Source organism: Enterobacter cloacae subsp. cloacae ATCC 13047 (genome assembly GCF_000025565.1).
GTDB lineage: Bacteria > Pseudomonadota > Gammaproteobacteria > Enterobacterales > Enterobacteriaceae > Enterobacter > Enterobacter cloacae.
Window position 1 is genome coordinate 4,719,853 of the sequence record NC_014121.1, and the last position, 25,636, is coordinate 4,745,488.

General features: G+C 54.0%; 22 protein-coding genes. 9 read left to right on the top strand and 13 right to left on the bottom strand.

The genetic code is table 11. The annotated features are described in order from the left end of the window. Positions 1 to 2: 2 nt before the first annotated feature. Positions 3 to 1,505, top strand: coding sequence for a helicase HerA-like C-terminal domain-containing protein (locus tag ECL_RS22945; protein WP_013098956.1), 1,503 nt, complete (start codon positions 3 to 5; stop codon positions 1,503 to 1,505). Here the strand turns inward: ECL_RS22945 and mnmL are convergent. Continuing rightward, on the bottom strand, positions 1,485 to 2,426 hold the full coding sequence (mnmL, locus tag ECL_RS22950; protein ID WP_095908469.1) for a tRNA modification radical SAM protein MnmL/YtqA: 942 nt from the start codon (positions 2,424 to 2,426) through the stop codon (positions 1,485 to 1,487). The genes ECL_RS22945 and mnmL overlap by 21 nt on opposite strands. Before the next feature lie 681 nt (positions 2,427 to 3,107). On the opposite strand from mnmL, the gene gltB reads away from it, so the two are divergent. Together gltB and gltD are read left to right on the top strand one after the other, a co-directional pair. Beyond that, on the top strand, positions 3,108 to 7,568 hold the full coding sequence (gltB, locus tag ECL_RS22955) for a glutamate synthase large subunit (RefSeq protein ID WP_013098958.1): 4,461 nt from the start codon (positions 3,108 to 3,110) through the stop codon (positions 7,566 to 7,568). 9 nt (positions 7,569 to 7,577) lie between these two features. Then, positions 7,578 to 8,996, top strand: coding sequence for a glutamate synthase subunit GltD (gltD, locus tag ECL_RS22960; RefSeq protein WP_013098959.1), 1,419 nt, complete (start codon positions 7,578 to 7,580; stop codon positions 8,994 to 8,996). Between the two features lie 30 nt (positions 8,997 to 9,026). On the opposite strand, the gene ECL_RS22965 is transcribed toward gltD, so the two are convergent. The 9 genes from ECL_RS22965 to zapE form a co-directional block, all read right to left on the bottom strand. After that, the gene (locus tag ECL_RS22965; protein ID WP_013098960.1) at positions 9,027 to 9,578 is read right to left on the bottom strand and encodes a DUF1120 domain-containing protein; all 552 of its coding nucleotides are present in this window, start codon (positions 9,576 to 9,578) and stop codon (positions 9,027 to 9,029) included. Then, entirely contained in the window at positions 9,575 to 12,001 is a 2,427-nt protein-coding gene (locus ECL_RS22970; protein ID WP_013098961.1) for a fimbrial biogenesis outer membrane usher protein, read from the bottom strand. The genes ECL_RS22965 and ECL_RS22970 overlap by 4 nt, the downstream gene beginning before the upstream one ends. A gap of 6 nt (positions 12,002 to 12,007) precedes the next feature. Next, a complete protein-coding gene (locus ECL_RS22975; RefSeq protein ID WP_013098962.1) occupies positions 12,008 to 12,715 on the bottom strand; it encodes a fimbria/pilus chaperone family protein in 708 nt (235 codons plus the stop codon). 110 nt (positions 12,716 to 12,825) lie between these two features. Beyond that, on the bottom strand, positions 12,826 to 13,497 hold the full coding sequence (locus ECL_RS22980; protein WP_013098963.1) for a DUF1120 domain-containing protein: 672 nt from the start codon (positions 13,495 to 13,497) through the stop codon (positions 12,826 to 12,828). Between the two features lie 421 nt (positions 13,498 to 13,918). After that, positions 13,919 to 14,416: a ClpXP protease specificity-enhancing factor gene (gene sspB / locus ECL_RS22985; protein WP_013098964.1), complete on the bottom strand. Its 498-nt coding sequence runs from the start codon at positions 14,414 to 14,416 to the stop codon at positions 13,919 to 13,921. A gap of 5 nt (positions 14,417 to 14,421) precedes the next feature. Then, a complete protein-coding gene (gene sspA / locus ECL_RS22990; protein WP_013098965.1) occupies positions 14,422 to 15,060 on the bottom strand; it encodes a stringent starvation protein SspA in 639 nt (212 codons plus the stop codon). 308 nt (positions 15,061 to 15,368) lie between these two features. Beyond that, complete coding sequence (gene rpsI, locus ECL_RS22995) at positions 15,369 to 15,761, bottom strand: 30S ribosomal protein S9 (RefSeq protein WP_000829818.1); 393 nt, start codon at positions 15,759 to 15,761, stop codon at positions 15,369 to 15,371. Between the two features lie 15 nt (positions 15,762 to 15,776). Next, positions 15,777 to 16,205, bottom strand: a complete 429-nt coding sequence (rplM, locus tag ECL_RS23000) for a 50S ribosomal protein L13 (RefSeq protein ID WP_013098967.1) — start codon at positions 16,203 to 16,205, stop codon at positions 15,777 to 15,779. A 289-nt stretch (positions 16,206 to 16,494) separates the two neighbouring features. After that, the gene (zapE, locus tag ECL_RS23005; protein ID WP_013098968.1) at positions 16,495 to 17,619 is read right to left on the bottom strand and encodes a cell division protein ZapE; all 1,125 of its coding nucleotides are present in this window, start codon (positions 17,617 to 17,619) and stop codon (positions 16,495 to 16,497) included. Positions 17,620 to 17,808: 189 nt separating this feature from the next. Here zapE and zapG point away from each other — a divergent pair, with 189 nt between their 5' ends. The 3 genes from zapG to degS all read left to right on the top strand — a co-directional run bounded on the left by zapG (position 17,809) and on the right by degS (position 20,908). After that, positions 17,809 to 18,207, top strand: a complete 399-nt coding sequence (zapG, locus tag ECL_RS23010) for a Z-ring associated protein ZapG (protein ID WP_008502832.1) — start codon at positions 17,809 to 17,811, stop codon at positions 18,205 to 18,207. 172 nt (positions 18,208 to 18,379) lie between these two features. After that, entirely contained in the window at positions 18,380 to 19,747 is a 1,368-nt protein-coding gene (gene degQ, locus ECL_RS23015; protein ID WP_013098969.1) for a serine endoprotease DegQ, read from the top strand. 93 nt (positions 19,748 to 19,840) lie between these two features. After that, positions 19,841 to 20,908 (top strand): outer membrane-stress sensor serine endopeptidase DegS, encoded by a 1,068-nt coding sequence (gene degS / locus ECL_RS23020; RefSeq protein ID WP_013098970.1) that lies wholly within the window; start codon positions 19,841 to 19,843, stop codon positions 20,906 to 20,908. A gap of 50 nt (positions 20,909 to 20,958) precedes the next feature. Here degS and mdh read toward each other — a convergent pair whose 3' ends face one another. Next, positions 20,959 to 21,897: a malate dehydrogenase gene (mdh, locus tag ECL_RS23025; protein WP_013098971.1), complete on the bottom strand. Its 939-nt coding sequence runs from the start codon at positions 21,895 to 21,897 to the stop codon at positions 20,959 to 20,961. Between the two features lie 397 nt (positions 21,898 to 22,294). Between mdh and argR the strand changes: the two genes are divergently transcribed. The 3 genes from argR (at position 22,295) to yhcN (ECL_RS23040) (ending at position 23,780) form a co-directional block, all read left to right on the top strand. Beyond that, complete coding sequence (gene argR, locus ECL_RS23030) at positions 22,295 to 22,765, top strand: transcriptional regulator ArgR (RefSeq protein WP_013098972.1); 471 nt, start codon at positions 22,295 to 22,297, stop codon at positions 22,763 to 22,765. Between the two features lie 375 nt (positions 22,766 to 23,140). Then, positions 23,141 to 23,404 (top strand): peroxide/acid stress response protein YhcN, encoded by a 264-nt coding sequence (gene yhcN, locus ECL_RS23035; RefSeq protein WP_013098973.1) that lies wholly within the window; start codon positions 23,141 to 23,143, stop codon positions 23,402 to 23,404. A gap of 109 nt (positions 23,405 to 23,513) precedes the next feature. Continuing rightward, complete coding sequence (yhcN, locus tag ECL_RS23040) at positions 23,514 to 23,780, top strand: peroxide/acid stress response protein YhcN (protein ID WP_013098974.1); 267 nt, start codon at positions 23,514 to 23,516, stop codon at positions 23,778 to 23,780. 67 nt (positions 23,781 to 23,847) lie between these two features. Here the strand turns inward: yhcN (ECL_RS23040) and ECL_RS23045 are convergent, their stop codons facing one another. Together ECL_RS23045 and ECL_RS23050 are read right to left on the bottom strand one after the other, a co-directional pair. Next, positions 23,848 to 24,120, bottom strand: coding sequence for a barstar family protein (locus ECL_RS23045; protein WP_013098975.1), 273 nt, complete (start codon positions 24,118 to 24,120; stop codon positions 23,848 to 23,850). Positions 24,121 to 24,165: 45 nt separating this feature from the next. Continuing rightward, a complete protein-coding gene (locus tag ECL_RS23050; RefSeq protein WP_013098976.1) occupies positions 24,166 to 25,620 on the bottom strand; it encodes an NAD-dependent succinate-semialdehyde dehydrogenase in 1,455 nt (484 codons plus the stop codon). Positions 25,621 to 25,636: the final 16 nt, after the last annotated feature.

Here is a 25,636-nt window from a genome sequence, read left to right on the forward strand (position 1 = left end):
TCATGAGTACACCATTGTTAATTGCCAGGACGCTGGAGAAAGAGCTGTTTTTACTGCCTGCGATGGCGAACCGTCACGGCCTGATCACCGGCGCCACCGGGACGGGGAAAACCGTTACCCTGCAGAAGCTGGCCGAATCGCTCTCTGAGATTGGCGTGCCGGTCTTTATGGCCGATGTAAAAGGCGATTTAACCGGTGTGGCTCAGGAGGGGGCACCCTCAGAAAAACTCCTTGAGCGTCTGAAAAATATCGGCGTCAATGACTGGACGCCGCACAACAACCCGGTAGTTGTCTGGGATATCTTTGGTGAGAAAGGTCATCCGGTACGTGCCACCGTCTCCGATCTTGGCCCGCTGCTGCTGGCCCGTCTTCTGAATCTCAACGATGTCCAGTCCGGGGTGTTGAACATCATCTTCCGTATTGCCGACGATCAGGGGCTGCTGCTGCTCGATTTCAAAGATCTGCGCGCCATTACCCAATACATCGGCGATAACGCTAAATCCTTCCAGAACCAGTACGGCAACATCAGCAGTGCCTCCGTGGGGGCCATTCAGCGCGGGTTACTGACGCTGGAGCAACAGGGTGCAGAGCATTTCTTCGGCGAGCCGATGCTCGATATCAAAGACTGGATGCGCACTGACAGCAACGGCAAAGGCATCATCAACATTCTGAGCTCAGAGAAGCTCTATCAGATGCCGAAACTCTACGCCGCCAGCCTGCTGTGGATGCTCTCTGAACTTTACGAACAGCTGCCGGAGGCGGGCGACCTTGAGAAGCCGAAGCTGGTGTTCTTCTTCGACGAAGCGCACCTGCTGTTCAACGATGCGCCGCAGGTGCTGCTCGACAAGATCGAGCAGGTTATCCGGCTGATCCGCTCCAAAGGCGTCGGCGTGTGGTTTGTTTCGCAAAACCCGTCGGATATCCCCGATAACGTGCTGGGGCAGCTCGGTAATCGCGTCCAGCACGCCCTGCGCGCCTTTACGCCAAAAGATCAGAAAGCCGTCAAAGCTGCCGCACAAACCATGCGCGCGAACCCGGCCTTTGATACCGAAGCGGCGATTCAGGCGCTGGGTACCGGTGAGGCGCTGATCTCCTTCCTGGATGCCAAAGGCAGCCCGTCCATTGTGGAACGCGCCATGGTGATTGCCCCTTGCTCGCGAATGGGGCCGGTAACGGACGATGAGCGCAACGGACTGATTAACCACTCCCCGGTTTACGGGAAATACGAAGATGAAGTGGATCGCGAATCTGCCTTCGAGATGCTGCAAAAAGGGGTACAGGCCACCACCGACTCGCAGGACGCCCCACCCGCCAGGGGGCAGTCAGTCGCGGTGGATGACGGCATTCTGGGTGGGCTGAAAGACATTTTGTTTGGCAGTACCGGGCCGCGCGGCGGCAAGCGCGATGGCGTTGTACAGACGATGGCGAAAAGCGCCGCGCGGCAGGTCACGAATCAGATAGTGCGCGGCATGCTGGGGAGTCTGTTAGGCGGTCGCCGCCGGTAGCGGAGCGACCCACGGCCGTCCCAGCGCCGAGCCCTGCACACCGTGCTCATGCAGATAGCGGTCAATCTCCACCATCCCCGTCCAGCGGTTCTCACACCATAGCGGTGCCAGAAGCGTTGGACGGCGGGCGCTGGCGGAGATACGGTGATAGACAATCTCGGGCGGCGTATGACGGATCATCTCCCCTGCCGTTACCGTATACTCGTCGAGTGCGATGCCGTTTAACCGCCCGGCTTGCCAGGCTTTGGCCATAATGCTGCCCTGCACAATATGCAGCGGGTGCAGCTTGATCCCGTCCACGCCTGTCTCAACGACTTTTTCCAGCGTCTCCAGGCCATGCTGCTGCCCTTCTCCCGGCAGGCCGACAATCAGATGCGTGCAGACTTTCAGGCCACGTTCGCGGGCCAGGCGGGTGGTGCGCTGATAGCAGGCAAAATCATGGCCGCGATTAATACGGTGCAGGGTTTTGTCATGCGCGCTTTGCAGGCCTAGTTCCAGCCAGATCTCATAGCCCTGCTCTTTATACTCGCTGAGTAAATCCAGCACCGCGTCGGGCACGCAGTCCGGACGCGTACCGACACACAGCCCGACAATGTTCGCCTGAGCGACCGCCTGTTGATACATCGAACGCAGCACCTGCACTTCCGCCCATGTGCTGGTGTAGGCCTGGAAATAGGCCAGATACTGCTTTGCCCGGTTCACAAGACGGGCCTGATGCGCGAGCTGTTCCGCGATAGATTTATGCTGCTGCGCCTCGTCCGCAAAGGAGGCCACGTTACAGAAGGTGCAGCCGCCGCGCCCGAGCGTACCATCGCGATTCGGGCAGCTAAAACCGCCATGCAGCGTCAGCTTGTGAACCTTTTGCCCGTAGCGCTGCAAAAGATCCCCACCAAACATATTGACTAATTTCTGTAACTGCATAATCTGATAGACCGTCCCGAAGAAAGGGGACAAGCCTGCCATTTTTAGCCACCATCGGCGATGACCTGGATCAATCGCCCTGGCTGGCCTTTATCTATTTGAATAACTACTCAAGATTACTGCAATTTCATTCACGCCAAATGTGATTACTTTTCCTTATGTTCTGATTGTTTTTTTTATTTATAACGCCAGCACTGAAAAACAGTGACTTTATGCGGGTTTAAACCGCACAGCAGTTTATTATCCTGTAAAAAAACCGGCATTCAGCACGCTGCATCAATAATACCGCTTTCATATAGTGAGTCAGATCACACTCCGCTGCGACTTCGCAGGGCGCTTAGTGGTTGTAAAAATAGTTAAATATCTTTTAAATACAATGCATTATCTTCTCTATAGCACATTTTTGTATAAATAAGATTGCCATTTGACCTGTGTACCAATTCCCGATAAGTTGGAAATCCGCTGGAAGCTTTCTGGATGAGCGGCCTGCTCATCATATTTATGCAGTAATTGAGATTCCCTCTGAAGCAAGTCCTCAAACTTGTTTACCTGCGCGAAAGGATGAAAAGAGGGCGAATGCGAGGTCCGCGTATGAAACGCAAACCCCGTCGCCATGCTCTTTCTGTGCCTGTGCGCCACGGTTCAGTGGGAAGCCCGACGAGCCTGGGGAGGTTCACTGATATGTTGTACGATAAATCCCTTGAGAAGGATAACTGTGGTTTCGGCCTGATCGCCCACATAGAAGGCGAACCTAGCCACAAGGTAGTGCGTACTGCTATTCACGCACTGGCCCGTATGCAGCACCGTGGTGCCATCCTTGCCGATGGTAAAACCGGCGACGGTTGCGGCCTGCTGCTGCAAAAACCGGATCGTTTCTTCCGTATCGTGGCGGAAGAGCGCGGCTGGCGTTTAGCCAAAAACTACGCTGTCGGTATGCTGTTCCTGAATCAGGATCCTGAAAAAGCTGCCGCCTCACGCCGCATCGTTGAAGAAGAACTTCAGCGTGAAACCCTGTCTATTGTCGGCTGGCGCGATGTGCCAACCAACGAAGGGGTGCTCGGTGAAATCGCCCTCTCCTCGCTGCCTCGTATTGAACAGATTTTTGTTAATGCGCCTGCGGGCTGGCGTCCACGTGATATGGAACGCCGTCTGTTTATTGCCCGCCGCCGCATTGAAAAACGTCTCCAGGACGACAAAGAGTTCTATGTCTGTAGCCTCTCGAACCTGGTGAACATCTATAAAGGTCTGTGTATGCCGGCTGACCTGCCGCGCTTCTACCTGGACCTGGCGGACCTGCGTCTGGAATCGGCCATTTGCCTGTTCCACCAGCGCTTCTCCACCAACACCGTTCCACGCTGGCCACTGGCACAACCGTTCCGCTATCTGGCGCACAACGGCGAGATCAACACCATCACCGGTAACCGCCAGTGGGCGCGCGCCCGTACCTATAAGTTCCAGACCCCACTGATCCCGGACCTGCATGATGCTGCGCCGTTCGTTAACGAAACCGGCTCTGACTCCAGCTCCATGGATAACATGCTGGAGCTGCTGCTGGCAGGCGGCATGGATATCGTGCGTGCCATGCGTCTGCTCGTGCCACCGGCCTGGCAGAACAATCCGGATATGGATCCGGAGCTGCGTGCATTCTTTGACTTTAACTCCATGCACATGGAGCCATGGGATGGCCCGGCGGGCATCGTCATGTCCGACGGTCGTTTTGCCGCCTGTAACCTGGACCGTAACGGTCTGCGTCCGGCGCGCTACGTCATCACCAAAGACAAGCTCATCACCTGCGCCTCAGAAGTCGGTATCTGGGATTACCAGCCTGACGAAGTGGTTGAGAAAGGCCGTGTTGGGCCGGGCGAGCTGATGGTTATCGATACCCGCGGTGGGCGTATTCTGCACTCCGCTGAAACAGACAACGATCTGAAGAGCCGCCATCCCTATAAAGAGTGGATGGAGAAAAACGTGCGCCGTCTGGTACCGTTCGAAGATCTGCCGGACGAAGAAGTGGGCAGCCGCGAGCTGGACGACGATACGCTGGCAAGCTTCCAGAAGCAGTTTAACTACAGTGCGGAAGAGCTGGATTCCGTCATCCGCGTGCTTGGTGAAAACGGCCAGGAGGCTGTCGGCTCCATGGGTGACGATACCCCGTTTGCCGTGCTCTCCAGTCAGCCACGTGTAATTTATGACTACTTCCGTCAACAGTTTGCACAGGTGACCAACCCGCCAATCGACCCGCTGCGTGAAGCCCACGTCATGTCATTGGCAACAAGCATTGGTCGCGAGATGAACGTCTTCTGCGAGGCAGAAGGCCAGGCTCACCGCCTGACCTTTAAATCTCCGATCCTGCTTTACTCCGATTTCAAACAGCTCACCACGCTGAAAGAGGATCACTACCGCGCTGACACGCTCGATATCACCTTCGACGTGACCGAAGCGACCCTCGAAGAGACGGTGAACGCGCTGTGTGACAAAGCGGAACAGATGGTGCGTAACGGCACCGTTCTGCTGGTGCTGTCTGACCGTAATATTGCGAAGAACCGCCTGCCGGTACCTGCGCCAATGGCGGTGGGGGCTATCCAGACGCGTCTGGTCGATAAGAGCCTGCGCTGCGACGCCAACATCATTGTTGAAACCGCAAGCGCACGCGATCCGCACCACTTTGCCGTGCTGTTAGGCTTTGGTGCGACGGCGATCTATCCATACCTGGCCTACGAAACGCTGGCTCGTCTGGTGGACACCCGCGCGATCGACAAAGATTACCGTACCGTGATGCTGAACTACCGTAACGGCATCAACAAAGGCCTTTACAAGATCATGTCCAAAATGGGCATCTCGACCATCGCCTCTTACCGCTGCTCGAAGCTGTTTGAAGCGGTTGGCCTGCATAACGACGTGGCAAACCTCTGCTTCCAGGGCGTGGTCAGCCGCATCGGTGGAGCCGGTTTTGCCGACTTCCAGCAGGATCTGGTGAACCTGTCTAAGCGCGCCTGGCTGGCACGTAAGCCGCTGGAGCAAGGTGGTCTGCTGAAGTACGTTCACGGTGGCGAATATCACGCCTACAACCCGGACGTGGTGCGCACGCTGCAGCAGGCCGTCCAGAGCGGCGAGTACAGCGATTATCAGCAGTATGCTGAGCTGGTGAACAACCGCCCGGCAGCCACGCTGCGCGATCTGCTGGCGCTGAACCCAGGTGATGAAGCGGTCAGCATCGACGACGTAGAGCCTGCGTCTGAGCTGTTCAAACGCTTCGACACCGCTGCGATGTCCATCGGCGCATTAAGCCCGGAAGCCCACGAGGCGCTGGCCGAAGCGATGAACAGCATCGGCGGTAACTCTAACTCCGGTGAAGGCGGTGAAGATCCTGCCCGCTACGGCACCAATAAAGTGTCCCGTATCAAGCAGGTGGCATCCGGTCGCTTTGGCGTAACGCCTGCGTACCTGGTTAACGCCGACGTCATTCAGATTAAAGTCGCTCAGGGGGCAAAACCGGGCGAAGGCGGTCAGTTACCGGGTGATAAAGTCACCCCGTACATCGCTAAACTGCGTTACTCGGTACCGGGCGTGACGCTGATCTCCCCGCCGCCGCACCACGATATCTACTCTATCGAGGATCTGGCGCAGCTGATTTTCGACCTGAAACAGGTAAACCCGAAAGCGATGATCTCCGTGAAGCTGGTTTCCGAACCGGGCGTCGGCACCATCGCGACCGGTGTGGCGAAAGCCTATGCGGATCTCATCACCATCGCCGGTTATGACGGTGGTACTGGTGCAAGCCCGCTCTCTTCCGTGAAATACGCGGGTTGTCCGTGGGAGCTGGGCCTGGTGGAAACCCAACAGGCACTGGTGGCAAACGGTCTGCGTCATAAGATCCGTCTGCAGGTGGACGGCGGCCTGAAAACCGGCCTCGACATCATCAAAGCGGCGATTCTGGGTGCGGAAAGCTTCGGCTTTGGTACCGGCCCGATGGTTGCGCTGGGCTGTAAATACCTGCGTATTTGCCACCTGAACAACTGTGCGACCGGCGTTGCAACCCAGGACGAGAAGCTGCGTAAGAACCACTATCACGGCCTGCCGTTCAAAGTGACAAACTACTTTGACTTCATCGCCCGTGAAACCCGCGAGCTGATGGCGCAACTGGGTGTAAAACGTCTGGTGGATCTGATTGGCCGTACCGACCTGCTGAAAGAGCTGGACGGTTTCACTGCCAAACAGCAGAAACTGGATCTGGGCAAGCTGCTGGAAACGGCCGAGCCGCATCCGGGTAAAGCGGTCTACTGCACCGAGAACAACCCGCCGTTCGACAATGGCGTGCTGAACGCGCAGCTGCTGCAGCAGGCGAAGCCATATGTGGATGAGAAGCAGAGTAAAACGTTCTGGTTTGATATCCGCAACACCGACCGCTCTGTGGGTGCGTCGCTCTCTGGTTACATCGCGCAAACGCACGGCGATCAGGGGCTGGCAGCGGATCCGATCACCGCGCACTTCAGCGGTACGGCGGGTCAGAGCTTCGGCGTGTGGAATGCCGGCGGCGTTGAGCTGTACCTGACTGGCGATGCTAACGACTACGTCGGTAAAGGCATGGCGGGTGGTCTGCTGGCGGTGCGTCCTCCGGTGGGCTCTGCCTTCCGCAGTCACGAAGCCAGCATCATCGGTAACACCTGTCTTTACGGCGCGACCGGTGGCCGTCTGTTTGCCGCGGGCCGTGCGGGTGAGCGTTTTGCGGTGCGTAACTCCGGTGCTATCACCGTGGTGGAAGGCATTGGTGATAACGGCTGTGAATACATGACGGGCGGGATTGTTTGCGTGCTGGGGAAAACCGGCGTGAACTTTGGCGCAGGCATGACGGGCGGTTTTGCATACGTCCTGGATGAAGATGGTGAGTTCCGCAAACGCGTGAACCCAGAGCTGGTGGAAGTGCTGGACGTTGATACGCTGGCGATCCACGAAGAACACCTGCGCGGTTTGATTACCGAACACGTGCAGCATACCGGTTCTTCGCGCGGCGAAGAGATCCTGGCGAACTGGCCAGCGTTCTCTGCGAAATTCGCGCTGGTTAAACCGAAGTCCAGCGATGTTAAAGCCCTGTTGGGTCACCGTAGTCGTAGCGCAGCAGAGCTGCGTGTGCAGGCGCAGTAAGGAATTCAGATGAGCCAGAACGTATACCAGTTTATCGACCTGCAGCGTGTTGATCCGCCAAAGAAACCGCTGAAGATCCGTAAAATTGAATTTGTAGAAATCTATGAGCCGTTTTCAGAAGGCCAGGCCAAAGCACAGGCAGACCGTTGCCTGTCCTGCGGTAACCCTTACTGTGAGTGGAAATGTCCGGTCCATAACTACATCCCTAACTGGCTGAAGCTGGCCAACGAAGGGCGTATTTTTGAAGCCGCCGAGCTTTCTCACCAGACCAACACCCTGCCAGAAGTGTGCGGCCGCGTGTGTCCGCAGGACCGTCTGTGTGAAGGCTCCTGTACGCTGAACGACGAGTTTGGCGCGGTGACCATCGGTAACATTGAGCGTTACATCAACGATAAAGCGTTTGAGATGGGCTGGCGTCCGGATATGACCGGCGTGAAGCAAACCGATAAGCGCGTGGCGATCATCGGCGCGGGTCCGGCGGGCCTGGCCTGTGCGGATGTCCTGACCCGTAACGGCGTGAAGGCGGTGGTCTTTGACCGTCATCCGGAGATCGGCGGCCTGCTGACCTTCGGTATCCCGGCCTTCAAGCTGGAGAAAGAGGTTATGACCCGTCGCCGTGAAATCTTCACCGGCATGGGCATTGAGTTCAAACTGAATGTAGAAGTGGGCCGCGACGTGCAGCTCGACGATCTGCTGAAGGATTACGACGCCGTGTTCCTGGGCGTGGGTACCTATCAGTCCATGCGTGGCGGGCTCGAGAACGAAGACGCGCCAGGGGTGTACGACGCGCTGCCGTTCCTGATTGCCAACACCAAGCAGATCATGGGATATGGCGAAACGGCCGATGAGCCTTACGTCAGCATGGAAGGCAAACGCGTGGTGGTGCTGGGCGGTGGTGACACCGCGATGGACTGCGTGCGTACCTCCATTCGTCAGAACGCGGCGCACGTAATCTGTGCTTACCGTCGTGACGAAGAGAACATGCCGGGCTCAAAACGCGAAGTGAAAAACGCGCGTGAAGAGGGCGTGGAGTTCCAGTTCAACATCCAGCCTCTGGGTATTGAAGTGAATGCCAACGGTAAAGTGAGCGGCGTGAAGATGGCGCGCACCGAGATGGGTGCCCCGGATGCCAAAGGCCGTCGTCGCGCGGAGATCGTGGCTGGTTCTGAGCACGTGATCCCGGCTGACGCGGTCGTCATGGCGTTCGGTTTCCGTCCTCACAGCATGGAGTGGCTGGCGAAGCACAGCGTTGAGCTGGATTCGCAGGGTCGTATTATCGCGCCAGAAGGCAGCGACAATGCGTTCCAGACCAGCAACCCGAAAATCTTCGCTGGTGGTGATATCGTTCGTGGTTCTGACCTGGTGGTGACGGCAATTGCCGAAGGCCGTAAGGCGGCAGACGGTATACTGAACTACTTGGAAGTGTAAAAAATGGCCCGGCGATTGCCGGGCCAACTTTTATTTTTTAAGCAGTTGCCAGGTTAAATCGGTCTCCAGGGCGGTTTGATCCGAAATATGGTTAAACGCGCTGTCATTGAGCACCGGGAAAATGGTGACGGTAAAGTTCATCTGCTGGCCGCTGGGTACCCTGCCGTTTTCAACCGCCACGACAGCCTCGTTATTGCGGATATAGAGCGATGACCCGTTATCAGTATCCGGCGTAAAATTCACCTGATCCGTTGTTTTCCCTACGTTGTAGCTTTTACCATCCAGCGTCAGGTTGCTGACCTTTATCGCCACACCGCCGTTCTGACCAAACTGAAAACGCCCTTTCTGACCAGAAGCCCCCTGTAACAGCGTCGCCATCTGCTGTTTTTCCGGGCAATAGACGCTGACATTTATGTCTTTTTCCGGCATTTTGTTCCAGCTCTGCTGGCTGGTGACAATGCTGTCACGCCGCATCTGGTGATAATCCACAACCGGCTGAGAGAGCGTTAGCTGACAATCGTCAGCATAAGAAAGGCACGGCAAAGCAAGCAGCAATAGCGCAGCCAGACGTTGAATGTTCATCGACATACTCCGTTAACTTCTTCGTAAAACGCGTCTTCGTCGTGCTTTTCAGGAAGCGTAAAATCAAGTTTGCACAGACGGTTATTGTCATCATCAACGGCATAAAGCGCGCTAATCTGATCGGCATCGTTCAGGAAGACATGTCCGTCATCAACCACCGTCACCACGTAGTTATTTTTATCATCCACCACCGACAGACCTTTCGTCAGCGGCTTCCCGTCGGCCTGCTTAATACGTAACATCACGCGGCGGCTGTTCAATACTTTAAAGCTCACTTCGCTTACCGAGCCATGTGCAGCAGCAATATATTTGGTCCCGTTCGCCAGGGTCATGCTCTGCGGTAGCTTGTTCGCATCCACTTCGATACGTGAGTTACGCCATTCAGTCAGGCCGGGAATGACAGCCTGGCCCCAGCGGTCGGTCCAGACGGTGCCCTGCGGCGTAGTGATCTCAACGCCCGCTTTCGGTTCGCTGAGTCTGGCGATGGCAAACGTGTCCTTGATGGAATACGGCGAGAAGGTCACACCGTCTTTGTGCATCGCAATGCCGCCAGACAGGGTCGCATTGTAGTTACGCTGATGATCGCCGCTGGTACCGCCCCCGACGCTAAGCTGGGTGTAGTGAAGATTAGTGTTGATGTTGCCGTTGAAGCTGTTTTCCTGTGATTCGTCATCACGATCGGCAGAAATATAGTAGTTGGTGTTCTCCCCCAGCGACCCGCTGTTCGCCAGACCATAGCTGGTGCTGTCGCCCTGCTTACGCATATACGAACTCAGGCTCTGCGAACCGCCTAACGGAATGCTGAGGTTGATATAGAGCAGATCGTCGTCCTGGTCGTCATCCGTGCTGCCCACTGCGCTTTGCCAGTTCACGTTGATTGAAGCGTATTTGAAGGTTTTCCCCCACGACAGAAGCAAGTAGCGGGAATCTTCGCCGTCTCCTGCGGCCTGGTTGTAGCTCAGGCCCGCACTAAATGCCCCGGCCAATTCTGTGGACCAACGTACGTTGGCCGAATAACTGTTGTCATAGCCCTGATAATCATCATCCATGGCATCTGCGAGTTCGCGATAATCACCGCTGTAATGCGCCACGCTGGCAGACAGGCCGACATTCTCAGTCAACGAGTAATCGCTCTGGAGTTCGTTTTTGATACCGTTATCACTGTCGCCAAATTGCGCATTGCTGGCGGCCATACTGGTTGAGACGTTCCAGCCATCGGTAACCATAAATTCTGTGCGCGCCCCCGCAGCCTGGTAATCTTCGGCCACCACGCCGGAGGCAAGCAGGTTCATCCAGGGGAAAATTCGCCAGCCATCGGATACGTTGAACACCAGCGGATCGCTGTAGTCACTGTCTATACCACGTACCTGGCCCGCCGAAACGGTCAGGCCGTTTGGTTTTGAAAGATTTCGGGCTTTTACGGATGCGGCGGGAACAATGTAGCGGTTGGTCGAACCGTCGGACTCCACAACGGTGACGTCAAGATCGACGTTGTTACGGACCATCGGGACGTCATCCAGCGTGAACGGGCCCGCCGGTACTAACGTGTTAAAAATGAGTCTTCCGTTTTGACGCACTTCAACGCGCGCCTGCGAGGTTCGGGCAATACCGGATACGCTCACCCCCGAACTGTCTTTCTGCAGACCACTGGTCGGCATTAACTGCACACCGGTAATCGGGACGCCGCTTAACACATCTGACATGGCGTTAATTTCCCCCACCTGCATGGTCAGGCGTTGAGGAACAAACACATGCTCTGCGTAGGTATAAATACTCTCTGCGTTTCGGTTGCCGTTGTCATCCGTCAGGATATAGCGGCTGCGTAGCGACCAGTCCATCGCGTTGAAGCCCGCCTCCAGGCTTGCCTGTGAGTAACGGTTACTGCTGCTGTCACTTCCGCTGTATTCGTTTTTGGTGCTGAAGAGCGAGTAGTTAAGCATGCCTGCCGTGCCGCCATGCTGGAAATTTTTGACATCAGCGCTCAGGCTGTTAAGTGCTTCCGCTGGCAGATAAAGCTCGACCGCTTCCTGGTTTGGCAAGGGATTGATCACCGCCTGAGCGTAATCGCTACGCAGATCATGGCAGGTCTCATTCGCCTTTATGGGCACCGGCATGAGACCTGCAAATTCCAGGAAGTCGTTATCAACGCACATCGTTCCGTCTTCACTGAAGCGTACGGCCGCTGTTCCGCGATCGTTACCGTTCACTTTGACAGAAACGGAATGCGTCCCCGGTAAAAAGCGCGGCGCTTGTGCAAAATAGCGGTTTAGATCGGCCCCAAGACCACGTGATTTCAGGATATCAGTATCAAATGTCACCTCCCTCGCGTGGAGGGAGGGAGCATCAAGCAACATCAGAGGTATTGCGCTATAAATCACAGCGCGCACAAAAAGTGCAAGTTGGCTTTTTTTACGCACCGCCATAATCCTTTATTTTTTATTGAGATCCGAGATAAAGCTGGGCACTTCGACCCCATAGCGGCTGGCCGGGAAAAACTTCACTTTCGTGTTTCCACTGACGGATTCGCCCATAGAAACCGTCATGGTTTCACCGGGTAAAATGTAGGTTTTGGCAAGCGATCCGCTGATGCCTGAAGGCTGCAGCACCACGTTCTGTGCCAGACGCACAACATATTTGCTTGGGTTTTTTACCGTGACGGACGTGCCTGACGCGGTCCAGTCGAGGAATTTCCACGCATCGGTTACCACGGCCAGCTTCGCAGGGCGAATCAGTACGGGCAGGTCCTGACGAATATTGATGCCAATTTTCACTTTATTGTCATCGCTCTTCGGCGGGATCCCTTCGAAGGTCACACGCTTGTAGTGCTCAACGTCCAGCGGTTTGCTGGTTTGCAGGATGAAGCGCAATTGCTGAGTCTGACCGGGCTCGAGACGTACCACGGGCTGAGTGGTGACAAGTTTCAGGCCTTTATCATCCGGCAGATCCACCACGTCGGTGTACAGTAGCGACGGATGGCTATCGGTATTTTTGACGTTGATGGTGCCACTGTGGGTCGCTTCATCAATCACCAGCAGACTGGTTTCTGGCACCATACCGGCTGCATGTACGCCAAACTGTGCAGAGAATAAAGCTGCGGCAGCGAGTGTTTTAAATAAAACCTTTTTAGAGCATGTCATATGTATATTCCTTGAAAGCACTACTTAACATTCCGTGTTGATGGCGCTTATTTTTGAGAGAAAGGGTGTTCCCTCTGCATTAAATTTAACTCACTTTAAATTTGAAAGAATTACAGATACTTTAGGCTGATCGTCAACTGACCATCCAGCCGGGTATCATCGGTAATGGAAAGCGTTGTGGTATTCTGAATAGCCAGAGACGTTACCAGCGGAAATGTTGCTGTCTGGAAAGCAAGCGGGTCAATACTTCCCGCTAATGCGACGGTAATATTACGATTATTTTCACCCTGACTTGAACCATCAGTACTCTTAGCCCAGGTCATTGAGCCATTCTGCTGATATATTGGATCGACAGATTTTCCGTCTGCAGTAACGCTATTCACCTTCATAAACATGGCATAAGAGCCAATATTTACCGTGCCTGCTTTGCCAACGCCATAGGTCTGGTTAGTCGCACTCTGTGCCCCACCCGTAAATGTACCGGCAGAAACGGTTAATCCTGCGTTAGAGTCGGCGCGATCGTCTATCATATTCCAGGCCACTTTTGTTGCTGCCGTGCAGGTAATGGTGAGATCGATATTCCGTTGCCCTAACTGGTTCACCGCCGTAGAGGACAATTCACCTAAGCGGATATTTCCATAGTCCACCACGCCGCCATTGCTAAATTCAGGAGTACAGGCCGAGGCTGTCAGCGTCCCTTTAATTTTCAATATCGCGGTTTCAGCGGCAAACGTAGAGTTTACGCAAAGGAATAATGCTGTAGCCAATAGAATTTTTTTCACGAGTTAATCCATAACTTATGATTTAAAGAAAATAAAATTCGACTGAGTTCATCCTTGATAGTCGCTATTACCTCCGTTTGCAAAATGCATGGTGCGATAATATAGAAATCATAAATACATGCAACTTAGGTTTATTAACTTTTCTTTTTAGATTTACTCAAATAATAGGCAGGATTTATAAAACAGAGGTTTCCAGTTCTTTTTAGACCATTTATATTCAGAATAATTATTGCTTGCGATGATTTATTTTCGCTGGCTTTGTATTCCAAAATTTCTGTCATATAGAATAAAGCATTGCACTGTCTTAATTTTGTACAAATCTATACATAGAAAAAATATTCGTTCAACAGGCGCTTAATCTTTACATCGACAAAAAAAATCCAGCCGACTGAGGAGGGCTGGATTTTATAATGGATGACGTTTATTTTACCACTCTGAGAGCCGGACGCCCGCCGCGTGGTGGCGGATCGTCATCAGGATCGTTTTCATCCTGGCGGTCAGGTTTGTCGCCGTCAATAACCGACATCACCGTGTCGCTGTCTCGCTCCCCGGTTGCATCGTCTTCATTCAGGCTGGCAACGTCTTCATCGTAAGCCGCTTCCGGCTCGAACATCGTACCCGCGCCGTTTTCCCGCGCGTAGATAGCCAGCACCGCGGCCAGCGGCACGGAAACCTGACGCGGTACGCCGCCGAAACGCGCGTTAAAACGCACTTCGTCGTTCGCCAGTTCAAGATTACCCACCGCACGGGGGGCAATGTTCAAAACGATCTGTCCGTCACGCGCGTATTCCATCGGAACCAGCACGCCCGGCAACGTCACATCCACAACCAGGTGCGGCGTGAGCTGGTTATCCAGCAGCCATTCATAGAAGGCGCGCAGCAGATACGGACGGCGTGGTGAAAGTTGTGACATTTCCACAGTCATTAGCCTCGGCCGAGACGCATTTCACGTTCCGGTTCAGTTAAGGATGCCAGGAAGGAGTCGCGTTCAAAGACGCGGGTCATATAGCCTTTCAGCTCTTTTGCGCCCGGGCCGCTGAATTCAACGCCAAGTGTCGGCAGGCGCCACAGCAGCGGTGCCAGGTAGCAGTCCACCAGGCTGAACTCATCGCTCAGGAAGAACGGTTTCTGGCCGAACACAGGGGCAATCGCCAGCAGCTCTTCACGCAGTTGTTTACGTGCAGCGTCTGCTTCTGAAGCAGAACCGTTTTCGATCACGTTCATCAGCGTGTACCAGTCTTTCTCGATACGCTGCATGTACAGGCGGCTTTCGCCACGCGCCACAGGGTAAACAGGCATCAGCGGTGGATGCGGGAAACGCTCATCCAGGTATTCCATAATGATACGGGATTCCCACAGGGTCAGCTCGCGATCCACCAGCGTTGGTACACTTTGGCTCGGGTTGAGATCGATCAGATCCTGAGGTGGGTTATCCTTTTCCACATGCTCGATCTCAAAACTGACACCCTTCTCGGCCAGCACGATACGAACCTGATGGCTATAAATGTCAGTAGGACCAGAAAACAGCGTCATTACCGAACGTTTGTTGGCAGCGACAGCCATGAAAACCTCCAGGTATATTCAGAATTTTTACTGCTACCGGCCCGGTGGGGCCAGCCAGATGATGTAGCGCCCATCCCAGAGAAGACACATTGTTCAAGAATCGAACAAAAATCGAGTATTCACCGATATTTGGGCAGAAAATTGGATGATAGTTTACCAGATTTTGATGGCTTTGTGGTGAGGGGATTCTGGAAATGCGGAAAAAGAGGAGATATATGCATTGATAATGTGGATAACCTGAGCATTACCCATAAAAAAACCCGCCGAAGCGGGTTTTTCGCCAATCGTTCTGCGTGAGCAGAAAATGATTAACGTTTGGAGAACTGTGGACGACGACGTGCTTTACGCAGACCCACTTTCTTACGTTCAACCTGACGAGCGTCACGAGTAACGAAGCCAGCTTTACGCAGTTCAGAACGCAGGGATTCGTCGTACTCCATCAGAGCGCGGGTGATACCGTGACGGATCGCACCTGCCTGACCGGAGATACCACCACCTTTAACGGTGATGTACAGATCCAGTTTTTCTACCATATCAACCAGTTCCAGCGGCTGGCGAACTACCATGCGGGCAGTTTCGCGACCGAAGTACTGTTCCAGAGAACGCTGGTTGATTACGATTTTACCGTTGCCCGGTTTGATGAACACGCGAGCTGCGGAACTTTTGCGGCGACCAGTGCCGTAGTATTGATTTTCAGCCATTGCCTATAATCCCGATTAGATGTCAAGAACTTGCGGTTGCTGTGCCGCGTGGTTGTGCTCGTTACCTGCGTAAACTTTCAGTTTACGGAACATAGCACGACCCAGCGGGCCTTTTGGCAGCATGCCTTTAACCGCGATTTCAATCACACGCTCAGGACGGCGAGCAATCATCTCTTCAAAGGTCGCTTCTTTGATACCACCGATGTGGCCAGTGTGGTGGTAGTACATTTTGTCTTCGCGCTTGTTGCCGGTTACAGCAACTTTTTCTGCGTTCAGAACGATGATGTAGTCACCAGTATCAACGTGCGGAGTGTATTCCGCTTTGTGCTTACCGCGCAGGCGACGAGCCAGTTCAGTAGCCAGACGGCCCAGAGTTTTACCGGTCGCGTCAACAACATACCAGTCGCGTTGTACGGTTTCTGGTTTAGCTGTAAAAGTTTTCATTAAAAGCTTACCCAAATAATAAGTTACACGTTGGTGAACACCCAAACGTTTAGTCAGTTGAGGTTCACACGACAAAGTCCGGCAAACCTACCCCTTCGAATAGCTCATGCCGACACATAGAAAGTTTCGGGAAAAAAACCTTCTCGTAACGTGGGGTCGCAAGATTATAGAGAAGTTGAGGTCAAAGATCGACCCTTAAATGTGATTTGGAATGGGTTTTTCGGGGGGCAAGTTTTTGCGGTCCGGTGCCCTCACCCCCAGCCCCTCTCCCACGGGGAGAGGGTAGCATTTAAGGCATATGCTCCAGCTTCAGATACTCCTCGCTCTGCATCTCCTGCAGGCGCGACAGGCAGCGCTGGAACTCAAACTTCAAACGTTCCCCCTGATACACCTCATATAAAGGCACCTCGGCGCTCACCACCAGCTTGACGTGGCGTTCGTAAAACTCGTCCACCAGCGCAATGAAGCGTCGCGCTTCGCTTTCCATCAGCCGTGTCATGACGGGTACATCCAGCAGCATCACCGTGTGGAACAGGCGCGAAAGGGCGATGTAGTCGTGCTGACTGCGGGCATCCACGCACAGCGTCGCAAAAGAGACCGCCAGCGTTTGGTTTTCAACACCGAGCGTAGGCAACGGACGATGGTTAATCTCCAGCGTCGGGGCGTTTTCGCGCTTTGCTCCCGCCAGCGCCAGCCATAGTTTATCCATCTGGCGGGTGGTCTCGGCATTCAGCGGTGAGAGCCACAGGTGCGCCTGAGTCAGCGTGCGCAAACGGTAATCCACGCCCGCATCAACATTCATAATGTCACAATACTGTTTGATGGCATCAATGGCAGGCAGGAAACGCGCCCGCTGGAGGCCGTTACGATACAGCTCATCCGGCGGAATATTCGAGGTGGCGACCAGCGTGATGCCGCGGGCAAACAGCGCTTTCATCAGGCCGCCCAACAGCATGGCATCGGTGATATCCGAAACAAAAAACTCATCGAAACAGAGGACGTCCGTTTCGGCCTTAAACCTGTCAGCCACAATCTCCAGCGGATCGCTTTTGCCCTGCAGCGCCGTTAACTCTTCATGCACCCGCAGCATAAAGCGGTGGAAATGCAGGCGTTGTTTACGCTCACCCGGCAGGCTCTGATAAAACAGATCCATCAACCAGGTTTTCCCGCGACCGACACCGCCCCACATATATAAACCGCGTGCCGGAGCGTTAGCCTGTGGCTCTTTTTTTCCGAGCAGTCGGCTCAATGCCGCCTTCAGCCCACAGCTCTGCCCTGATTCCGCAGGTTTTGCCGTAAGCTCATGGAAAAGGGTATCCAGACGGTTAACCGCTTCACGTTGAACGTCATCCGGCTGATGTGAGCCCTCGTCCAGGGCCAGTTGATATCGCGATGCGGGGGACAGGTTTTGCATAATCTTGTTGTTATTCCTTCAATTAAACCTCATCAGCAGGCGTGACTGATGAAAAAAAGGCCGTTCTACACTACGCGATGATACGTCAGGATTCCACTTCTGCAGAAATAGCGGTTATAGTGGCAATATCAGGCACAGGCAGGAGCCGAGCCAACACCCTACGGAACAACAAGACAACGGGAGAAGTTCATGACCTGGGAATATGCGCTAATCGGTTTAGTCGTCGGCATCGTGATCGGTGCTGTGGCCATGCGTTTCGGTAATCGCAAATTGCGTCAGCAGCAGTCACTGCAATACGAACTGGAAAAGAACAAAGCCGAGCTGGAAGAGTACCGCGAAGAGCTGGTCAGCCACTTTGCCCGTAGCGCTGAGCTGCTGGACAACATGGCGACCGATTATCGCCAGCTGTATCAGCACATGGCAAAAAGCTCCAGCAGCCTGCTGCCGGAAATGACCGCGGAAACCAACCCGTTCCGCAACCGTCTGGCAGACTCTGAGGCCGGTAACGATCAGGCCCCTGTTCAGATGCCTCGCGACTATTCTGATGGCGCGTCCGGCCTGCTGCGCGGCGGTGTTAAGCGCGATTAATCACACAACCTGAAATTATTTTACGGGCGCAGCGATTGCGCCCGTCCTTTCTTCCTGACCCCAGCTATTATTTAGGTAAACACCTCATTGTTCAGCGGTTTAAAATTCAATAACATCAACGTGTTTTTGGGCCCGTTTTTTCCTTTACTCCAGGTTACGAGAGTCAGCATCGATGAAGAAAAAGAACCAGCTGTTGAGCGCGTTAGCGTTAAGTGTCGGGTTATCTCTCTCGGCGTCCTTCCCTGCCTTTGCCGCCCTTCCCTCGCAGGTGCCGGGCCAGACGGCGATTCCGAGCCTCGCACCCATGCTGGAAAAAGTGTTGCCTGCGGTAGTCAGCGTGCAGGTAGAAGGCACTGCCGTGCAAAGCCAGCGCGTACCTGAAGAACTGAAAAAATATTTTGGCGATGAGTCGCCCGACCAGCAGGCTCAGCCTTTTGAAGGGCTGGGCTCAGGCGTCATCATTGATGCGGCCAAAGGCTATATTCTGACCAACAACCACGTTATCAGCCAGGCCGATAAAATCAGCGTGCAGCTGAATGATGGTCGGGAATTTGATGCCAAATTGATCGGCGGCGATGACCAGAGCGACATCGCGCTGTTGCAGGTGCAAAACCCAAGTAATCTGACCCAGATTGCCATCGCCGACTCCGACAAACTGCGCGTCGGCGACTTTGCTGTTGCCGTGGGCAACCCCTTTGGTTTAGGACAAACGGCGACCTCCGGGATCATTTCCGCGCTGGGGCGCAGCGGCCTGAATCTTGAAGGCCTGGAAAACTTTATCCAGACCGATGCCTCAATTAACCGCGGGAACTCCGGCGGGGCGCTGCTGAACCTTAACGGCGAGCTGATTGGTATTAACACAGCAATCCTCGCGCCAGGTGGCGGCAGTATCGGGATCGGGTTTGCCATTCCCAGCAATATGGCCAAAACGCTGGCACAGCAGCTTATCCAGTTTGGTGAAGTCAAACGCGGCCTGTTGGGCATCAAAGGGATGGAGATGAGCGCCGATATCGCAAAAGCGTTCAACATCAACGTGCAGCGCGGTGCGTTCGTCAGTGAAGTGCTGCCCAATTCCGGCTCGGCAAAAGCGGGCATTAAATCAGGTGATGTGATCGTCAGCCTGAATGATAAGCCGCTGAGCAGCTTTGCAGAGCTGCGCTCACGTATCGCCACCACCGAACCGGGCGCCAAAGTGAAGCTGGGCCTGATTCGTGACGGCAAACCGCTGAATGTGGAAGTGACGCTGGACAAGAGCACCTCTTCCTCCGCCAGTGCGGAGCTTATCGCCCCTGCACTGCAGGGCGCGACCCTCAGCGACGGGCAGCTTAAAGACGGCACCAAAGGCATCAGCATCGATACCGTAGAGAAGAGCAGCCCTGCCGCGCAGGCGGGATTGCATCAGGATGATGTGATCATCGGCGTGAATCGCACCCGCGTGCAGTCTATCGCTGAGCTGCGCAAGGTGCTGGAAAGTAAACCAACGGTCATTGCCCTGCAAATTATGCGCGGCAACGAATCTATCTATATTCTGTTGCGCTAAGCATTTGCTATCCCGGGTATCACCGCCGCGTGTGATGTCCGGGATAACTCATGTTATGCTGCAAACCGTTCCTTTTTTAACGACACGCGCATCATGCTTTTAAAGCTCTTTCGTTCCATTGCCATCGGTTTGATTGTTGCGGGCCTGCTGTTAGCGGCCATGCCGTCTTTACGCCAGTTCAACAAGCTGTCGGCTCCCCAGTTTGACAGCGCGGATGAAACGCCTGCCACCTATAATCAGGCCGTTCGCCGTGCCGCACCCGCAGTGGTGAACGTCTACAACCGTGGTCTTAACAGTTCAGCCCATAACCAGCTGGAGATCCGTACCCTCGGCTCCGGCGTGATTATGGACGATCGCGGATACATCATTACCAACAAGCACGTGATCAACGATGCTGACCAGATCATCGTCGCACTTCAGGATGGCCGCGTGTTTGAGGCCTTACTTGTCGGCTCTGACAGCCTGACCGATCTGGCCGTGCTGAAAATCAACGCCACCGGCGGGCTGCCCGTGATTCCGATCAACCGTAAACGCACTCCGCACATTGGCGATGTGGTTCTGGCTATCGGTAACCCATACAACCTGGGGCAGACCATCACCCAGGGGATCATCAGCGCCACGGGTCGCATCGGTCTGAACCCATCGGGACGGCAGAACTTCCTGCAAACCGATGCCTCCATCAACCACGGGAACTCCGGCGGTGCGCTGGTCAACTCGCTGGGCGAGCTTATGGGTATCAACACCCTCTCCTTCGATAAAAGCAACGATGGCGAGACGCCGGAAGGGATCGGCTTTGCCATTCCGTTCCAGCTGGCAACCAAAATTATGGACAAGCTGATCCGGGACGGTCGCGTGATCCGCGGTTACATCGGGATTGGTGGTCGCGAAATTGCTCCTATGCATACGCAGGGTGGCGGGATCGATCAGATTCAGGGGATTGTGGTTAACGAAGTGGCGCCTGGTGGACCGGCTGCCAATGCGGGCATTCAGGTTAATGATGTCATTCTGTCGGTCAACGGCACACCGGCGGTCTCTGCGCTTGAGACGATGGACCAGGTGGCAGAAATTCGCCCGGGTTCCATCATCCCGGTTGAAGTCATGCGCAACGATAAGAAACTGACGCTGCATGTGACCATTCAGGAATACCCGGCCACCAACTGACGGGCATAAAAAACGGAGCGTAGCGCTCCGTTTTTTTTACCGGGACAAGATCACTTGTTAACGAACTCTTCGCCCAGCGTGATATCTTTCTTCAGCGTGTCCAGCATGCCTTCCATCGCGTTTTGTTCAAACGCGCTCAGCGTGCCAATTGGCTTACGCTCTTCGATACCATTTTTACCGAGCAGCAGCGGCTGGGAGAAGAAGCGCGCGTGTTCGCCATCGCCTTCAACATAAGCGCATTCAACCACGCCCTTCTCGCCCTGCAGCGCGCGAACCAGTGACAGACCGAAACGTGCAGCCGCCTGGCCCATAGACAGCGTTGCAGAACCGCCACCCGCCTTCGCTTCCACCACTTCGGTGCCTGCGTTCTGGATACGTTTGGTCAGGTCAACCACTTCCTGCTCGGTGAAGCTCACGCCTGGGATCTGCGACAGCAGAGGCAGAATTGTCACACCAGAGTGACCACCGATGACCGGCACTTCAACTTCCGTAGGCTGCTTGCCTTTCAGCTCAGCCACGAAGGTGTTAGAACGGATGATATCCAGCGTGGTCACGCCGAACAGTTTGTTCTTGTCGTAAACGCCTGCTTTCTTCAGTACTTCTGCCGCAATAGCGACCGTGGTGTTCACCGGGTTAGTGATGATACCGATGCACGCTTTCGGACACACTTCAGCGATCTGCTGCACCAGGTTTTTCACGATGCCTGCGTTGACGTTGAACAGGTCGGAACGATCCATACCTGGCTTACGCGCCACACCAGCGGAGATCAGCACAACGTCAGCACCCTGCAGCGCAGGACGCGCGTCTTCGCCGGAGAAGCCTTTGATGTTAACAGCGGTCGGGATGTGGCTCAGGTCAACCGCCACACCTGGGGTTACCGGAGCAATGTCGTACAGGGAGAGTTCTGAGCCTGAAGGCAGTTGGGTTTTCAGTAGTAGGGCAAGCGCCTGGCCGATACCACCAGCAGCGCCGAGGACTGCGACTTTCATCCTAAACTCCTTATTATGGTTAACTTAAGTATCTGTAAATCCGTTGCGGCGACCTTAATTCAGCAGGTAATTAATTACAATTTTCGTAGCTAAAGAATTTGAGGTCACGCGACTTTCTCTCTTCCCAGAAGACTCTCTGACAACAGACGGCAACGAATTAAGAGGTGGTTACAATACACCCTGCCACGCCACCAAAACAACATCATTTTGATAACATTTAATTTACTTTTAAGCTTATTTGCGTGGCGTGACCCAGGCATGTTTTCCGATAACGAAATCTGATAATATTACTCCCTTTCATAACATTATTTCAGGCTACTGCCTGGTAGATAATTTGCATAAAAATTCATCCACGTGCATAATAATGTTGTTTCTATCGTCATATTCCGGGTGACTTATGCGAAGCTCGTCTAAGCAAGAAGAATTAGTAAAGGCGTTTAAAGCGCTACTCAAAGAAGAGAAATTCAGTTCTCAGGGAGAAATTGTTCAGGCGCTGCAGGAACAAGGCTTCGACAATATCAACCAGTCGAAAGTATCCCGTATGTTGACCAAATTTGGCGCGGTGCGTACCCGTAACGCCAAAATGGAGATGGTCTATTGCCTGCCAGCTGAACTTGGCGTGCCGACAACCTCCAGCCCGCTGAAGAACCTGGTTCTGGATATCGACCACAACGATGCCGTTGTGGTGATCCACACAAGCCCTGGCGCCGCACAGCTGATTGCCCGCATGCTGGACTCTCTGGGTAAAACGGAAGGGATTCTCGGTACCATCGCCGGTGATGACACCATCTTTACCACGCCAGCCAACGGCTTTTCGGTGAAAGATCTCCACGAGGCGATCCTGGTTCTGTTCGAACAGGAGCTGTAATCCTCTCTCCCCGTAGCGTCGCTACGGGGTTCATTCTGCCCCCGCTGCGTTTTCCCCTGTTTTCTCCTGTCCTCAATTTAACAAATAGTGCTTTTTACCACTCATTAACATTCAGCCAGTGAATGATAAATCAAAGAATCGCACAAAATATCAAAATCATTTATCCATATGATTTACTTAGATATAACACGCAAACGTGTACAGAAAATAACCAACATTATGCCATTAGGTTATAAAAATTGCGCTGTTTAACACGTAATAACCCATGAAACAATTAGTCTGATATTAATTTTTACCGTTATTAGTGTATACTTGATTTTGTGATGAGGGTCACGAAACAAAGACCCCACTAAAAAATTCGACGAGGTAAAAATCATGAAAATCAAAACAACTGTAGCGGCGCTGAGCGTCCTGTCTGTCCTGTCATTCGGTGCTTTCGCAGCAGACTCCATTAATGCCGATCAGGCGCAATCCCGTGAGGCTATCGGTACGGTTTCTGTCGGCGCAATCGGCACGTCTCCAATGGACATGCATGAGATGCTGAACAAAAAAGCGGAAGAACAAGGTGCATCATCCTATCGCATCATTGAAGCGCGTTCCGGTGACCACTGGCACGCTACCGCTGAGCTGTATAAATAAGTTTTAGTAATAACAGAAGACGACTATCTCCACTCAACGGCACCAGGCATAAAAATAGCAGTTCAACCCTTCTCGCCGTTGAGCAAAAACCTCTTCAGGAGCAAAGACTATGAAAACCAAATTAATCATCGCAACCCTCGGTCTGGCATCGGTTCTCTCTTTCGGCGCAAGCGCAGCCGTCCAGCAGGTGAATACCGAGCAGGCGCAAAATCTGCAGTCTATGGGTAGTGTTTCCGTAACGTCCGTCACCGGCTCTCCGATGGATATCCGTCAGGAGCTGGCCGCAAAAGCTGAAAAAGCAGGCGCCAGCAGCTACCGCGTCACCGAACTGAATCAGGGTGACCACTGGCACGCTACGGCAGAACTGTATAAATAAACCCTCGTCGTATCTCATCATACGACTTGCCCCTGGCCTCGCTGGTCAGGGGCTTTTTTTCGCGTAATCAATGGCGCGCGTTGAAACGCAACTGCCCTTCCAGCTCTTCTTCTGCTTCATCAAACAATAAAATCAGCGCCCCAAATCGTCTGCGCAGCTTATCGGGCAGATGAATAAACTCTATCTCCAGCGGTAACGGCAGCTGACTGCCGGTCACCACATCCCACAGCATATCCAGATTCGTGACGCTTTCCCGTTCCAGATCAAACGCCCGGATAAATTCACGATAGAAGTCTTCCTGACTGTCGATCTCGTCAAAATCAAAGGTATAGGTTTTCATTGCCAGCCACCCAGTCCAGGCGAGCGGCAGATGCCGCCCTGTCTATTATAATCCCCCGATATGCAGGGTTTTGACTTCCAGATACTCTTCCAGCCCCAGCACGGACCCTTCTCGACCCAGGCCAGACTCTTTTACCCCACCAAAAGGTCCAAGCTCCGTGGAAACGGCGCACTCATTAATCCCAATCATCCCGCTTTCGATTGCCTGCGAGACGCGGAAAACGCGCGACAGATTCTGAGTATAAAAGTAAGCCGCCAGACCATAAGGCGTGTTGTTGGCGCGCTGGATGACTTCATCTTCAGAAGTGAAACGGAAGCAGGCGGCAACGGGACCAAACGTCTCTTCTTCCGCCAGTTTCATGCCTTCATGACAGTCGCCAAGCACGGTGGGCATCCAGAAATTGCCCCCAAGCGGATGTGGTTTACCGCCCGCCAGGACAGTCGCCCCCCGGGCAACAGCGTCTTCCACATGCTCGCGCACTTTGTTCACCGCGGAGGGTTCAATCAGCGGGCCTACGACCACACCGTCTTCCAGACCATTTCCCACCTTCAGCGCGTTCACCGCATCGGCCAGTTTGTTCACAAACTTGTCGTAGACGGTTTCCTGAATATAGAAGCGGTTAACGCTGACGCAGACCTGTCCGGCATTACGGAATTTGTTGGCGATCGCCCCTTTGACGGCAGCATCGATGTCCGCATCTTCAAACACGATATACGGGGCATTCCCCCCCAGCTCCATCGAAACTTTTTTCATGGTGTCCGCGGCGTTACGCACCAGCGTTTTGCCGACGGAAGTGGAGCCGGTAAACGAGATTTTCCGCACCTCGTGGCTCGCCATAATCGCGTCGCTGATCTCATGCGTATTACCGGCCACGGCGTTGAGGACGCCATCCGGCACACCGGCCTGTTTCGCCAGCGTGAGCAGCGCAAACGCGCTGAGCGGGGTGTTGTTTGCCGGTTTGATGACCCCGGTACACCCCGCGGCCAGCGCCGGACCAAGCTTACGGGTGAGCATCGCCATCGGGAAGTTCCACGGTGTAATTGCCGCCACCACTCCCACAGGCTCACGGGTAGCCAGAATGCGGGAGCCCGGTTTGATCGGCGGAATAATTTCACCGTTAGCACGCTTGGCCTCTTCGGCAAACCACTGAATAAAACTGGCGGCGTACTCCACCTCGCCTTCAGCTTCTTTCAGGGGTTTGCCCTGTTCGGTGGTCATTAACCGACCAAGCCAGCTTTTATTCTCAATAATCAGTTCATACCAGCGATAGAGAATGGTCGAGCGCTCTTTCGCGGTTTTGGCCCGCCAGGCCGGGAAGGCTTTCGCGGCGGCGGCAATCGCCTCTTCGGTTTCTGCTTTACCGGCTTTCGCCACTTTGGCGATAACATCACCGGTAGCCGGGTTCAACACATCAAACGTCGTGTCCAGCGGTTTCCATATGCCGTTAACCAGATAACCGGTCTGAAAAAGAATGTGGTCCTGAAGCGCCTGGGTAGTCATGTGTCCTCCCTTTCTG